Source organism: Nitratifractor sp., assembly GCF_015487065.1.
In the GTDB taxonomy this organism is placed as follows: domain Bacteria; phylum Campylobacterota; class Campylobacteria; order Campylobacterales; family Sulfurovaceae; genus Nitratifractor.
Map to the genome: position 1 here is coordinate 1 of NZ_WFQN01000051.1, position 14,103 is coordinate 14,103.

Consider the following 14,103-nt stretch of genomic DNA (forward strand, 5'->3'; position numbering starts at 1 on the left):
ACACCAAAGCCCTCACTCCAATGGGGGGCAAAGAGATCCTGGTCATCGACGCCGAGAACTGCCCCTACTGCGAAGCCTTCAAAAAGAAGGTCGCTTCAAGCTACCACGGGACGATCCCCATGCGCTTCGCCCACGAAGACCGCATCAAAGGCTTCAAACTCAAAACCCCCGTCATCGGCACCCCCACGATCTACTTCGTCGTCGACGGCAAAGAGGTAGCGGCCCATACCGGCTACCTGAGCCCCAAGGAGTTCTACAAAGCCTTGGGGGCCTTCAAACTGGGGACGAACAGCGAAGCCTACGACATCGCCTTCAACCGCGGCACCGAACCGCGATTCTGCAAAAAATATGCCATCTTCAAAAACGTCGGAGACGGGGTCTTCGTGGACAAGCTCTCGGGGGATATTCTCTTCGATACCCGAGATCGCTTCAACTCCCACTCCGGCTGGCTCAGCTTCTACCGGGCACAGCCCGGCGCCGTCATCGAACGGCCCGACAACAGCTTCGGCATGCACCGAACCGAAGTGATCGCCAAAACCAGCGGCGCCCATCTGGGTCATGTCTTCAACGACGCCCCCGGCGGGAAAAGGCGCTTCTGCATCAACGCCACCGTCCTGGAGTTCGTCCCGAGGGCCAAGCTGCCCCAGTGGCGCAAACGTCACAATATTGTCAAAATGGAGAGTAAATAGTCTAGTTATGTTATGATTATCATAAATTTATTCTATGAAGACCTGAGTCGTTCCGGACTTAAATATCCATTGTGTCGTGGATCCTGAATCAAGTTCAGGATGACAACACGATAGGCAGTCGGTTTTCTGAAGATTCAATTGTACCAATGGAAGGATTGCATGATGAAACGCCTCTTCCCTTTGATCCTGATCACCGCGACACTGCTCTGGGCGGGAGACGACAACCGTACCACTCCCGCCAACGATCAGAACCTGACCCAGAAACACATCAAAGAGCAGATGGAAAAAGAGAAAAAGTATGCCAAAGAGAAGACCTTTTACGAAGGCAAAGACTACAATCTCAGTGACAAAACCGTCGATCCCCACGAACTGGACAAGATCCCGGTCATCGAACCCGAAGACGATTTCGACATGAACGACGTCTACAGTGACGATCAGTAGTTTATTTGTGCTACCTGTCGGGTATGCCAAAAAACATCCGTCATTCCGGGCTTGACCCGGAATCCAGGGTTTATTATTGCCATCAAAGCATAGATCCTGAATCGAATTCAGGATGACGAGATCGTATCCAATCAGTTTTTCAAAAACAATTCTCCATTCTCCATCGTCAATCCTCCATCCGAAAGCAGAGCTTTCATTAGGGTATAATCTCATCAAAAAAAGGCTTCCAATGTCCTTTTTCAGTTATGACACACTCAAATCGACGATGTTCCGTCTCGATCCCGAGACTGCACATACTGTCGCAGGATTCGGGCTCAGAGCCCTCCCCTGCTGCCCCCCGGCCTGGAACGCCATGATCGACCGCTATTTCGTCGACCACCCCGTGTTGCGGCAGAACCTCTGGGGCCGGACTTTCCGCAATCCGGTGGGCCTGGCCGCCGGATTCGACAAGAACGGCGACTATGTGCGGGGCACTCCCGCTCTGGGCTTCGGCTATACCGAGATCGGTACCGTCACCCCCCGCCCCCAGCCCGGCAATCCCAAACCCAGACTCTTCCGCCTGGTGGAGGAGCGCTCCATCCAGAATGCCATGGGCTTCAACAACAAAGGCGCCCACCACATGATCAAGCGCCTCAAGCGGCTGCGTTTCTTCGACTACCCCATCGGCATCAATATCGGCAAAAACAAGCTCACCCCCGAAAAGGAAGCCCTGAACGACTACGAAACCCTCTTCAAAGCCTTCCGGGACTACGGTACCTACATCGTCATCAACATCTCCTCCCCCAACACTCCGGGACTGCGGGATCTGCAAAACGAAGCCTTCATCCGGGAAGTCTTTCGCATCGGGCGCTCCATCACCGACAAGCCGATCCTGCTCAAGATCGCTCCCGATATGAGCCCCGAACAGGCCCTGGAGCTCTGCCGTGTCGCCGTGGAGGCCGGAGCGGCCGGGATCATCGCCACCAACACCACCGTCGACTACTCCCTCACTCCTAACGCCCAGAACTTCGGCGGCATCAGCGGCGCTTTGCTTACGAAGAAATCTAGAGAGCTCTTCGCCGCCATCGGCCGGGAGTTTCACGACAAGACGCTGTTGATCTCCGTCGGCGGCATCGACAGTCCCGAAGAGGCCTACCGCCGTATCCGCATGGGGGCCAGTTTGGTGCAGGTTTACAGTCTGCTCATCTATGAAGGCCCCGCCCTCATCGAGCGGATCAACCGGGGTCTCATCCGGCTCCTGCGGGCCGACGGCTTCGAGAATATCTCCGAAGCGGTCGGAGCCGACTGGAAGAAGAGTGAGGAATTAGGAAACTAGTAACTAGAAACAGATTACACTTGGGCTTTTCTCGTCCCCATCCGTCCCCGGTGGGAACGACTACGGAACTTCCGCATCTTCGCTATACGCATTTCATGCCGTCATGCCTCGGGGAGTTGTTCCCACCAAGATGGTGGGAACGAGAGAATGCCACCGCCGAAGGCGAGATTTCTTGCGACTTGTGACCTGAGGCCTGAAGGGCCGTGCTTGCGACTGAATACAGGGCAAAGCCCTGTTCTATCAACTAGCGACTAGAGACTATCGACTAATGACCGCGCCAAAGGCGCTTCCGAAACGGCCAAGCCAGGGCAACTGTCGCAAAACCGAGAGCGATCCCGATCACCAGCTCCGCCAACAGTCCTGGCCAGGCGTGAAACCACGCATGCAGCTGCGGCACATGATGCAGGAAGATCCCGCCGGCGACCAGCAGCATGGCCAAGGTCCCGACGATCGAGAGCGTTTTGATGATTTTGGGCAATAGAGCCACCAAAAAACTCCCCACTTTCGACTCGACACCTTCGCCGTGACTGTGGCGAATCAAAGCAAAACCCATATCGTCCATCCGAACGATGAGTGCCACGATGCCATACACCCCTACCGTCGCCAAAAAGGCCACGATCGTCACCACAGGGATCTGGACACGCAACGGTTGGTCACTGACCGTCCCTAAGGCGATGATAACAATCTCGATGGAGAGGATGAAGTCGGTGAGAATAGCGGAACGGACCTTTGATTTTTCCGCTTGTAACGGGTCGACTTCCTCGGTAGAGAGTTTTTCAGCCTCCTCACCTTCTTCACGGTGAAAAAGCCACTCAAGGATCTTCTCTCCACCTTCATAAGCCAGATAGAGTCCCCCCAGCATCAGGATCGGGACGATAGCCTGGGGGGCAAACGCACTCAGGAAAAAGGCGATAGGCAGGAGAATGAGCTTGTTGAGAAAGGAGCCTTTGGTGATGGCCCAGAGCACCGGCAGTTCCCTGGAGGGAGGAAAGCCCGCCGCTTTATTGGCGTTGACCGCCAGATCGTCTCCCAGGATCCCGGCGGTCTGTTTGGCGGAGGTTTTGCTCATCACCGCCACATCGTCCATCAAAGAGGCGATGTCGTCAAAGAGGGCGAAAAATCCGCTGGCCATTTTCGATCCTTTCCTCTGAAATATCTAGCCGAACGGCAACGATGAATATTGCTCATCTCACTGCCAATCGCCCAACCACCCACTTTTCGGTTGCTAGTTACTAGTTACTAGTTATTAGTTCCTAGTTTGGTTACTCACAACGATCCCACGGATCCGTTCCAAAGTTTCCCGCTCTCTGGCGACGATGACATACTCCTCCTCCACCTCGATCTCCATCCCTTTGCAGAGTGCCAATCCGGCGGCGAAATCATAGATGCGAAAAGGGCCGACGAAGAGAAAGTAGTTGACGCTGCGGGCATAGGCTAGAGAAAGGGCTACGGCACCGGGGGCGCGAAATTTGAGCCCCGCTTCATCCAGTGCGGCGACGATTTTGGGCTGGGCATAGGCTTTTTCGAAGAGGCCGATCTCGGGATGGGGGGCGGGAGCGGGCCGCCGCCATCCCTCACTCAGCAGCGATCCCTGGAGTGCCTCTCCCTCCTCGTCGATACGGAAAAGATCACCGTTGGCCAGGTTGGCGATGAAGGCTTCGGTGAGGACACCTTCGCGGTTGAGCCGAGCGACGGAGACGCCGTAGTAGGGAAAGCGGCTCAGCGCGTTGGAACTGCCATCGAGGGGATCGAGGATCAGGGTCGACTCTCCCTCGCCGATCAGCCCCGACTCTTCCGATTCGATCCGGCCAAAGGGGTGCAGCGCCTCGACAAAGATCCGCTCCAGCGCCAGATCCAACCCGCTGCTCAGATCTCCGCCGGCGCCGGTAAAGCCGTTTTTGGCATAGAGCGAATCGTCCTGGGGATAGAGCAACAACTCCCGGGCCTGATGGGCGGCGGCAACGGCCGCCCGGTAAAAATCATTCATAGCGTGAGACTCAGCACTGGACCTCGAACTTTTTCACCATGGCTTTGGCGGCTTCACGACCGTCACGAACCGCGGTAACCACCAGATCGGCCCCCCGGTGGCAATCCCCGCCGGCGTAAACCCCGGCCTTAGTCGTTTCATAATTCTCATCCGCAACGATCCCGCCCCATCGGTCGGTCTCGATGCCGTTCTCTGCCAGAAAAGGATAGCTCACGGGATCGAAGCCCAGAGCGAAGATCACCACATCCGCCGGGACGGTGAACTCGCTGCCGGGGATCTCCTCGACACGCTGACGGCCGTTGGCGTCAGGCTCGCCCAGACGGGTCTTGACCATCTCCACGCCGATCACCGCGCCGTTCTCATCTTTGAGCACCTCTTTGGGGGAGCAGTAGAACTCAAACTCCACTCCCTCCTCTTTGGCGTTGATGTACTCTTTGCGTGATCCGGGCATATTGTGGGCATCGCGGCGGTAGAGACACTTGACACTCGCCGCCTGTTCCCGCAGACTGGTCCGCACGCAGTCCATCGCCGTATCCCCCCCGCCGATGACTACGACCCTTTTGCCTTTGACTTCGATGTTGTGCTCCCGCTCTTCACCGAAGAGCTTCTTCTGGATATCCACCAGAAACTCCATAGCCAGGTAGCACCCCTGCGCATCTTCACCGTTGATCCCGGGACGGCGTCCTTTGGTCGCACCGACACCGATGAAGACCGCGTCAAAATTCTCCACCAGGCTGGCGAAGGTGACATCCTTGCCCACTTCGGTGTTTTGATGGAAGACGGCGCCGGCCTTTTCCAGGAGCTTCACCCGGCGGTCGATCACCTTCTTATCCAGTTTGAAGCCGGGGATACCGTAGGTGAGTAGGCCGCCGGGGCGGTTCTGCCGGTCGAAGATCTCTACATCGACCCCCTCCCGCAGCAGGAAGGTCGCCGCCGAGAGTCCGGCCGGGCCGGCGCCGACGATGGCCACCTTTTTGTCACACTTCTCTTCGGAAAAGCGGGGGCGCAGGCCGCGTTTGAACCCCTCTTCGCTGATAAAGGTCTCGATGGAGCCGATGGTGATGGCGCCGTAGCCGTCGTTGAGGGTACAGGAACCTTCACAGAGGCGGTCGTGGGGGCAGATCCGGCCCATCACTTCGGGAAAGGGAGAAGATTCGTTGGAGAGATTGAAGGCGAACTCCAGATCCTCCTCTGCCGTTCGCCGCAGCCAGTGGGGAATGAAGTTGTGCAGCGGGCAGCCGTTATGACAGTAGGGATCACCGCACTGGATACAGCGCTCAGCCTGCTCTGCCGCCTTCTCGGGACGGAAGATCTCATAGATCTCCTCGAAATCCTTGATTCGCTCTACCACGTTACGCTTGACGGCATCGATCCGTTCCAGCTCGAAAAATCTCAGCATTTTACTCTCCCTCCTCGACGATCATCTTGAATGGCGCTTTCATATCTTTGGGGCGCACCAGCCAGAAGTTGCGGATCTCCACCCGGAAGTTCTCCAGAATCTCTTTGGCTTTGGGACTGCGGGTTTCGTTGTAATAGTCTTTGAGCAGCTTTTTGAGATAGTAGCGCTCGATATCGGTATCTTCGGTATCGATCCGACGGGCTTCTACAAGCTCCTGATTGATGTTTTCGACAAACTCATGCTCCACATCGTAGACGAAGGCGGCTCCCCCCGTCATCCCCGCACCGAAGTTGACTCCGGTACGGCCCAGGATCACCACGACCCCGCCGGTCATGTATTCGCAGGGATGATCTCCCGTCCCTTCGACGATGGCAACGGCCCCGGAGTTGCGGACACCGAAGCGCTCGCCCACCTGACCGGCTACATAAAGTTTACCGCCGGTCGCGCCGTAGAGGCAGGTGTTCCCCGCCAGGGAGAAGGCCTCTCCGCTCTTGTCGCCGGTAATGATGATCCGTCCGCCGTGCATCCCTTTGCCGACATAATCGTTGCCGGCGCCGTGGACATAAAGGGCGACTCCGTTGCTGAGGAAAGCCCCCAGAGACTGACCGGTGGTCCCTTTGAGACGCAGTTCGATAGTCTTGTCGGGCAGTCCCTTGTCACCGTAGTATTTGGCGATCTCTCCTGAGATGAGCGTTCCGAAGCTCCGGTTCAGGTTGGAGATCTCCTTCTCCAGAACGATGCTCTCGGAAGGATTCTTGATGGCGGGCATCACCTCCTCGAGGATCGCTTTTTCATATTCGTTTTTATCGAAAGGCTCGTTGCTGGGTACCTGACGGGTATCGGGTCCGTCGAGGCGCACCAGCAAGTTCTCCAGGTCGAACTTTTTGGCCAGTTCGTCGTCGATGACCTTGAGCAGGTCAGTACGGCCGATGATCTCGCCCAGACTCCGGTAACCCAGAGAAGCCAGGATCTCCCGAACATCCTCCGCCAGAAGGGTGAAGTAGTTGATGACCCGCTCGACGCTTCCCTCGTAGTGTTCCCGGAGTTTCTTCTCCTGGGTAGCGATTCCCACGGTACAGCGGTTGAGATGGCAGATCCGCAGGATCTTGCAGCCGATGACCGTCAGAGCCCCGGTTCCGAAGGCGTAGCTCTCGGCGCCGAAGATGGCCGCTTTGACCACATCCATTCCGGTCTTGAGCCCCCCGTCGGTCTCCAGCTCCACCATCCCCCGCAGGTCGTTGGCCTTGAGGGCGTTGTGAGCTTCGATGAGTCCCAGTTCCCAGGGGTTTCCGGCAAACTTGATGGAACCGACGGGCGCGGCCCCGGTCCCACCGTCGGCGCCGGAGATGATGATCTTGTCGGCATAGGCTTTGGCGACGCCGGCGGCGATGGTTCCGACCCCGGCGGTGGAGACCAGTTTGACCGCCACTTTGGCCTCGGGGTTGATCTGCTTAAGGTCAAAGATCAGCTGCGCCAGATCCTCGATGGAGTAGATATCGTGATGCGGCGGCGGCGAAATGAGGGTGACGCCGGGCGTAGTGTGGCGCAGCCGGGCGACCAGATCGTTGACCTTGTGGCCGGGGAGCTGACCCCCTTCACCGGGCTTGGCCCCCTGCGCCACCTTGATCTGCAGCTCCTCGGCACTGCGCAGATAGGCCGGGGTCACACCGAAGCGTCCCGAAGCGATCTGCTTGATCTTGGAGTTTTTGATCGTGCCGAAGCGGGCGGCGTCTTCACCTCCCTCTCCCGAGTTGCTCCGGCCGCCGATGCGGTTCATCGCCTCGGCCAGGCACTCGTGGGCCTCGGGAGAGATCGATCCCAAACTCATCGCCGCCGTGCAGAAACGCTTGAAGATCGCTTCGACAGGCTCCACCTTTTCGACGGGAATCGGCTCCCGGTCACTGGCAAACTCGAAGAAGTCCCGGATGAACTTTTTGTCCCGGTTCTCGATGCGGTTTTTCAGGACGGCGAAATCCTCTTTTTTGCCGCTTTGGGCCAGTTTGTGGATGGCATGGACCGTCGCCGGGGCGAAATCGTGATATTCGGTTCCGTCCACATATTTGTAGAAGCCGCCCACATTGAGCGGGAAGATCCGGTTGCTTGTTTCTCGGTCGAAGGCTTCGGCATGGAAGCGGCAGATCCGCTCTTCGATGTCGGCGTAGCCCAGACCTCCCAGCAAGACATTGGCACGGGGGAAGCACTCTTCGGTGATCTCTTTGCCCAGGCCCAGAATATCGAAGAGCATGGAGTTGCGGTAGCTGGCGATGGTAGAGATTCCCATCTTGGACATGATCTTGAGCAGACCGGCATTGATCGCTTTGCGGACCTTTTTGAGCACCGGGGCCAGATCCACCTCGGGATTTTTCCGCCGTTCGATCAGGGCAACGGTCTGGAAGAGCATGTAGGGGTGGATCGCCGACGCGCCGAAGGCGATGAGCGCCGCGGCGGAGTGGGAGTCGTAGACCTCGCCCGTGACACAGACGATGCTCACCAGATGGCGGACTTTGGCCTCCAGCAGTGCGTGATTGAGGCGGCTGACCACCATCAGCATCGGCATCAGCATCACCTGATCGTTGAGAGTATGGTCATCCAGGATGATGGCACGGATCCCCTGCTCTCTGACCTCCTTTACGATCTGTTCCACCAGTTCATTGAGGCTCTTGCGCAGATCCTGGCGGAAACCGGTATAGTAGCGCTTGGCTTTGTAGCAGGGATCGTATTTGGGATCGCTTTCGGTACCGAATTCTTCGAGGATGATCAGCTTTTCGTAGCTGAGGATCGGAGAGACAGTCTTGAGACGCTTGGCGTGCTCTTCGTCTTCATTGAGGATGTTGCGGATCTCACCGAAACCGGTATTGAGACTCATCACCACCCGTTCCCGGATCGGATCGATAGGAGGGTTGGTAACCTGGGCGAACTTCTGGCGGAAGAAATCGGTGAAGTTGCGCTGCCGTTCGCTGAAGGCCGCCAGCGGGGTATCGTCTCCCATGGAGGCGGTGGCCTCTTTGCCCTCTTTGACCATCGGTTCGATCACCTGCTCAATGGTCTCCAGGGTGATGTTGAAGTAGCGCTGACGCGCCTCCATCACTTCCGCAGGAGGCGTTTCGACCGTAGAAAAAGGATCGCTCATATACTCCTGGAGATAGACCATATTGCTCGTCAACCACTGACGATAGGGCTGTCGATGCTTAAGGTATTGATTGATATCTTCGTTTTTGAGGACGGTGCCGTATTTGAGATCGACCCCCATCATCTCTCCCGACTGCAGGCGTCCCCGCTCCACGATCTCCTCGTCGGGGATCTGAAGCACCCCGTACTCGGAAGCGATCAGAAGGCGCCGATCTTTGGTGACGATATATTTGGAGGGGCGCAGACCGTTGCGGTCCAGGACGCAGCCGATATAGCGGCCGTCGCACATGCTCACCGCCGCCGGACCGTCCCAGGCTTCGAAAACGGTGGAGGTGTACTCGTAGAAGGCCCGCAGATCGGCATCCATATGGGGAGCGTTCTGCCAGGGGGCGGGGATGACAGCTCTTGCCGCTTTGAAGAAATCCACCCCGTTGACGCGCAGGAACTCGAAAAAGTTGTCGAGACTGGCCGAGTCACTCATCTCCGACTGGATGATGGGTAGAAGCCGGTTGAGCTCCTCCTGGCTGAAGACATCGCTGATGATATGCTCGCTCTTGGCCTCGGCGTTGAAACGGTTGGCGGTGACGGAGTTGATCTCCCCGTTGTGGGCGATCATCCGGAAAGGCTGGGCGAGACGCCACTGGGGCAGCGTGTTGGTGGAGAAGCGCTGGTGGAAGAGGCAGTAGGCGATCTCGAAATCGGGATCCTGCAGATCCGTATAGAACTCTTTGATATGGGTCGGCATCACCAGCCCTTTGTAGGAGACGACGCTGGAGGAGAAGGAGGCGATATAGAAGTCCGGATCCCCGGCGAGGCGATGCTCGATCTCTTTGCGGGAGAGGTAGAGCAGCGCGTCGAAACGCCGGGTGCCCACCAGAGAGTTGGGGACGACGAAGATCTGGGTAATGATCGGCAGCGTCTCCAGTGCCTGTTCTCCCAAGGCGTTGGTGTCGAGAGGAACTTCCCGTTCAAAGGAGACTTTCAGATCGTTCGCTTCACAGATCTCCCGGACCGTCTCCAGATCTTCGGGATGACGGTGAAAGATCATCGCCACACCGTAGAGTTCGGGGAGGGTGACTCCCGCTGCCTTGGCCTCTTTGGCAAAGAATTTCCGGGGAATGGAGAGGAGCAGCCCGCTGCCGTCTCCGGTCTTGCCGTCGGCGGCGATGGCTCCCCGGTGCATCATCCGGGAGAGCGCCGTGACGGCATCGTCGAGATTTTTGTGAGAGGGGATATTGTCGATGGACGCCAGCAGACCGAAGCCGCAGTTGTCCTTGAAAGCGGTAAAGAGATCTCTCATAAGCCAACCTTAAAGAGTATTTTAGTAGGGTCCTGTGTTTCCCTAAAAGCCCTAGATTTTATCGAAAAGTGGATTACAGACAGCTTCGCTTTTGAATTGAGGATTGAGAATGGAGAATGGAGAATTAGAGAATATCTTTTTTATATATAACCATCACTCTCAATCCTCAATCCTCAATCCTCAATTCTTTCATGGAGAGGTCCCCTCTCCATGAAAGGTTTTATCGTCTCCCTCCGCCCCGCCAAAAACGAGGATCTCATCGTTACCCTTCTGGAGGAGCAGGCCCTGCAGAGCTATTACCGCTTCTATGGAGCGAGGCATTCGATTCTGCAGCTGGGCTATCTCATCGACTACGAAAGCGAAGAGGAGAGCCGCTTCATGCCGCGGCTACGTCGGGTGAGCCATCTGGGATTTCCCTGGCTCTATCGGCGCAACCGCTTGATGCTCTGGCAGCAGTTTATCGGCCTCTTTGAGCCTCACCTGCGGGATGCCCAGACCCTGGACCCCTTCTATTTCAATCTGCTGCTGGATGCGTCCAGACGTTGGGAGAAGCAGAACCCCAAACGGATTATCTGCGAAGCAGCCCACCGGCTCCTGCACTTCGAAGGCCGCCTCCATCCCCCGGCAAACTGCTATATCTGTGAAAAACCCCTGGGGGAAGAGATCGCCCTGATGACCGCTCTGCTTCCGGCCCACCCCCAGTGCATCTACGGCCCCGCTCTTCTGAGAAAGAAGATTGAAAGCTTTTTCGAAACCGGCAAGACCGCCTGGCTGGAGGAAAATGAGGTGGAATACCTTTACCAGCTCGTTCTCAAAGGGTTGTAGTCGCTAGTCGATAGACATGTGCTCTCGCCGGGGACGGTGGGAGCGAGATCGGTTCCTCACTTCTTATTCACTAAAGACATACACGAGTAATGATCCGGCGTTACGATTTCATCAAAGGAGCTTTTATGGAACGTCGATCATTTATTTACGCTTTGATGGTTTCAGGAATGATCCTCAACGGTTGTCAAGAGACTTCGACACTCTCTTCAATCGAAGCTAAAGAAAAAGCCGTCGTTTCCGGAGAGACCGCTTCACCGACAACGTTACTTTTTACCTGTGACGAGGGGAGGAGTTATGAAATTCGCAGCCATGCCTACGGCGGGGGCAAAGCCCGCTTCACACTCAGCATCCCACAGGAATCAGTCTGCCGCCTCTGGGTTTCGGACAGCAGACGCGGCACCCGACCGGTCACTTTCAACGACTATCGGGGGAATCTCGGCTCTCTCATTTACCTACGCTCCGGTCAAGTCGACATAGGCCTGATCCGCTTCGTCAAAGAGGGGGCAACCCGAACTCCCCACGTCTCCATCGAAAACAACGATCTGCAGCTGATGGTAGCGGAAGGGGAAGAGGTCCTGGACGACGGCGAAGGGCCGGAGCGGCATTTCGCTCTGCAGTAGAGCGATGAGAATTGAGTGCTCTGAAAAACCGAAACAATCTCTTTGTATCATCCTGAACTTGATTCAGGATCTACGGCAAAATGGGCATTTTAATCCCGGGATTCCGGGTCTAGCCCGGAATGACGGAGCTTTCCCCGAACCTACAATTAAAAAAACTCTCAGACAAAACTCGGTGCGTCATTGGCAAAGAGGATCAGATCACCCGGTGCCGTCTCTTCCACCAGCATCTGCTCCATCTCGGACTTTTTCTCCAGATGCCGCAGCTTCTCGGGAGAGACGATCTTTTTGAAAATCGCGTAGTTGAGATCTCCCGTGACGATGATCCGGTCGAAGATCTCGTCGGCACGCCTCGCCACCTCTTCGTTGAGGGTCTCGTCGGCTTCGACCAGGCCCGGAGTGATGAGTACCTTGCGTCCGGGCCAGGTGGACGCCAGGTCGAAGGAGGCCATCATGCCGTCGATATTGCCGTTGAAGCTGTCGTCCAGAATCACCTTGCCCCCGGCGTCGATCCGCTGGAGCCGGTGGGGAACCGGAGCGATCTGTTCCAGGCCGGCGCGAATCTGATCGGGGGTGAGCCCCAGAGCCCTGGCCACATGAATCGCCGCCGCCAGGTTGACGGCGTTGAAAGCTCCCAGAATTTTGGCGCAATAGCGCTCCCCCTCCAAAGTAAAGCAGGTCCTTTCCAGTGTCGCTTCCACATCACGAATCTCCGGACCGAAAATATGGATCTTGTCGGTGGGCTGAACTTGGGCGCTCTCGTGAACCCAGGCTTCTCTGAGCCTCGGGGAGCGGAGGATCTCCATCTTGGTATCCCGGATCCGCTCCAGGGTCTTGAAATATTCGATATGGGCCGGGCCGATCTTGCCCACGACGGCATAGTGGGGCCGGACGAAATGGGTGATCTCCTCGATGTCCCCCTCACCCCTCGCCCCCATCTCCACTACATAGACCTCGGTTCCCTCGGGGAGTTCCTCGTTGACATCCTTCATGACTCCGCCCAGGGTATTGACGGAGCGGGGCGTGGCGTAGACCCGATACTTTTCTCCCAGAATGGTCGCCAGGAAGTTTTTGATGCTGGTCTTGCCGTAGCTGGCGGTCACCCCTACTACCGTGAGATCGGGCATCGACTCCAGACGCCGCTGCGCCCGGCGGTAGAAAGCACCGAAAAGCATCTTTTCGATCGCCAAGGAGCTCAGCCAGGCCAGCAGGATGGGGACAAAGACACTGTAGATTTTGAAAACCAGCAGCAGGAAAATCGCGAAAAGTGCCAACGCGGCAAAAAAACGCTTGACCCGGCCGGTAAAGACCAGCTTTTTGTCGATCCCCCGAACCCAGTGGATGAAAAGGGGCAGATAGAGCAGCGTCACTACGAAACCGTAGCGCTGCCGGGTCACCGCCATGACGAAGTCATAGCTCACAAAAGGAAGCAGGAAGTAGAGATAGTTCCAGACTGGCTTGGTGTGGTGGAAAATCACCCGCTCCAACCGATAGCTGTACCACTGCAATGTCGTGATGATGTAATAGCCCAGCATCCCCAGCATCAGGAAATAGGCGAGAAGGTTGACAAGGGTTAGCGGCATGGTTTGCTCCGAATGAGGAATGAGGGAACTAGTAACGAGGAACTAGTAACTAGTAACGGATTTTTAATGAGTGGCCGTAGCGTGGGATTGCGATCCCACGAATTGATGAATGGTGAATGATGAATGATGAATAGTTTTGGTTGACGTTGCTTTGCAACGTCTCCACCCTTAGCACTTAGCACATAGCACTTAGCACGCATCAAACGACGGATATTCACTCCTCACTCCTCCCCGCACTCTTTCTCGACGGTTTCAGCGACGAAGGCGGCGTTTTCGGGGCGAAGGAAGAAGTAGTGGTCCCCCTCCATCGGATGCAAATCGGCATCGGGGATCAGCTTGGCGATCCGTTTCCCGGTCCAAAGGGGTGTCGCCGTATCTTCCCGTCCCCAGAAAAGGAGCGCTTTGCCGTGGACGCGACGGAAGTTCTCCTCGAAATCCTCGTTGACGGTGGCCTTGAAGGTCTCGTACATCCCCGGGTTCATCTCTTTGGCATCTTCACTGACGAAGAGTTTTCGCAGACGGCTTGCCCCCAAAGGCTTGAGCGCCTTGAAAAGAGCAATCTTAACCCGGACCGAGAAGGGCTTGGGGACGAGGACGCCCGCCGAGGAGAGCAGCACCAGACAGTCGGGGTCCAGCAATGTAGCCACCTTGCCGCCGAAGGAGTGGCCGGCAATGACCCTTGGGGCGATGCCGATCTCCTGCAGGAAGGTTCGGACAATGGCCGCATAATCGGCGGTGCGTAGGAAACGTTCGTTGAGGCTCTGGCCGAAACCGGGAAGGTCCAGATAGAGCTGCCGCCATTCGGGCAGCGTCGGGCC

11 protein-coding genes are annotated in these 14,103 nt (G+C 56.7%); 5 read left to right on the forward strand and 6 right to left on the reverse strand.

The window, feature by feature from the left end; translation table 11 throughout:
- The 3 genes from F8I07_RS02735 to F8I07_RS02745 all read left to right on the forward strand — a co-directional run.
- Nucleotides 1-689, forward strand: a 689-nt coding sequence (locus F8I07_RS02735; protein ID WP_292655440.1) for a peptide-methionine (R)-S-oxide reductase, incomplete at its 5' end; no start/stop codon positions are given.
- A gap of 162 nt (nt 690-851) precedes the next feature.
- On the forward strand, nt 852-1,130 hold the full coding sequence (locus F8I07_RS02740; RefSeq protein WP_292655445.1) for a hypothetical protein: 279 nt from the start codon (nt 852-854) through the stop codon (nt 1,128-1,130).
- 229 nt (nt 1,131-1,359) lie between these two features.
- A complete protein-coding gene (locus F8I07_RS02745; RefSeq protein ID WP_292655447.1) occupies nt 1,360-2,445 on the forward strand; it encodes a quinone-dependent dihydroorotate dehydrogenase in 1,086 nt (361 codons plus the stop codon).
- A 265-nt stretch (nt 2,446-2,710) separates the two neighbouring features.
- Here F8I07_RS02745 and F8I07_RS02750 read toward each other — a convergent pair whose 3' ends face one another.
- The 4 genes from F8I07_RS02750 to gltB form a co-directional block, all read right to left on the reverse strand.
- On the reverse strand, nt 2,711-3,577 hold the full coding sequence (locus F8I07_RS02750) for a DUF808 domain-containing protein (RefSeq protein ID WP_292655449.1): 867 nt from the start codon (nt 3,575-3,577) through the stop codon (nt 2,711-2,713).
- A 114-nt stretch (nt 3,578-3,691) separates the two neighbouring features.
- Nucleotides 3,692-4,432 carry an inositol monophosphatase family protein gene (locus F8I07_RS02755; RefSeq protein ID WP_292655451.1) on the reverse strand — a complete coding sequence of 247 codons (741 nt, stop codon included), beginning with the start codon at nt 4,430-4,432 and terminating at the stop codon, nt 3,692-3,694.
- A gap of 10 nt (nt 4,433-4,442) precedes the next feature.
- Nucleotides 4,443-5,831, reverse strand: coding sequence for a glutamate synthase subunit beta (locus F8I07_RS02760; protein ID WP_292655454.1), 1,389 nt, complete (start codon nt 5,829-5,831; stop codon nt 4,443-4,445).
- 1 nt (nt 5,832) lies between these two features.
- Nucleotides 5,833-10,260 (reverse strand): glutamate synthase large subunit, encoded by a 4,428-nt coding sequence (gltB, locus tag F8I07_RS02765; protein ID WP_292655457.1) that lies wholly within the window; start codon nt 10,258-10,260, stop codon nt 5,833-5,835.
- Between the two features lie 210 nt (nt 10,261-10,470).
- On the opposite strand from gltB, the gene recO reads away from it, so the two are divergent.
- Complete coding sequence (gene recO, locus F8I07_RS02770; protein ID WP_292655460.1) at nt 10,471-11,085, forward strand: recombination protein RecO; 615 nt, start codon at nt 10,471-10,473, stop codon at nt 11,083-11,085.
- Nucleotides 11,086-11,210: 125 nt separating this feature from the next.
- Nucleotides 11,211-11,705, forward strand: a complete 495-nt coding sequence (locus F8I07_RS02775; RefSeq protein ID WP_292655463.1) for a hypothetical protein — start codon at nt 11,211-11,213, stop codon at nt 11,703-11,705.
- 158 nt (nt 11,706-11,863) lie between these two features.
- Here F8I07_RS02775 and F8I07_RS02780 read toward each other — a convergent pair whose 3' ends face one another.
- Together F8I07_RS02780 and F8I07_RS02785 are read right to left on the reverse strand one after the other, a co-directional pair.
- A complete protein-coding gene (locus F8I07_RS02780) occupies nt 11,864-13,285 on the reverse strand; it encodes a UDP-N-acetylmuramoyl-tripeptide--D-alanyl-D-alanine ligase (RefSeq protein ID WP_292655466.1) in 1,422 nt (473 codons plus the stop codon).
- Between the two features lie 221 nt (nt 13,286-13,506).
- Nucleotides 13,507-14,103 (reverse strand): alpha/beta hydrolase (locus F8I07_RS02785; protein ID WP_292655468.1); only part of this gene is annotated, 597 nt, incomplete at its 5' end.

What these genes read in the sequence shown, in the direction of transcription:
- F8I07_RS02740 (WP_292655445.1), top strand. Translation starts at nt 852, where the DNA reads ATGAAACGCCTCTTCCCTTTGATCCTGATCACCGCGACACTGCTCTGG.
- F8I07_RS02745 (WP_292655447.1), top strand. Translation starts at nt 1,360, where the DNA reads ATGTCCTTTTTCAGTTATGACACACTCAAATCGACGATGTTCCGTCTC.
- F8I07_RS02750 (WP_292655449.1), bottom strand. Translation starts at nt 3,577, where the DNA reads ATGGCCAGCGGATTTTTCGCCCTCTTTGACGACATCGCCTCTTTGATG.
- F8I07_RS02755 (WP_292655451.1), bottom strand. Translation starts at nt 4,432, where the DNA reads ATGAATGATTTTTACCGGGCGGCCGTTGCCGCCGCCCATCAGGCCCGG.
- F8I07_RS02760 (WP_292655454.1), bottom strand. Translation starts at nt 5,831, where the DNA reads ATGCTGAGATTTTTCGAGCTGGAACGGATCGATGCCGTCAAGCGTAAC.
- gltB (WP_292655457.1), bottom strand. Translation starts at nt 10,260, where the DNA reads ATGAGAGATCTCTTTACCGCTTTCAAGGACAACTGCGGCTTCGGTCTG.
- recO (WP_292655460.1), top strand. Translation starts at nt 10,471, where the DNA reads ATGAAAGGTTTTATCGTCTCCCTCCGCCCCGCCAAAAACGAGGATCTC.
- F8I07_RS02775 (WP_292655463.1), top strand. Translation starts at nt 11,211, where the DNA reads ATGGAACGTCGATCATTTATTTACGCTTTGATGGTTTCAGGAATGATC.
- F8I07_RS02780 (WP_292655466.1), bottom strand. Translation starts at nt 13,285, where the DNA reads ATGCCGCTAACCCTTGTCAACCTTCTCGCCTATTTCCTGATGCTGGGG.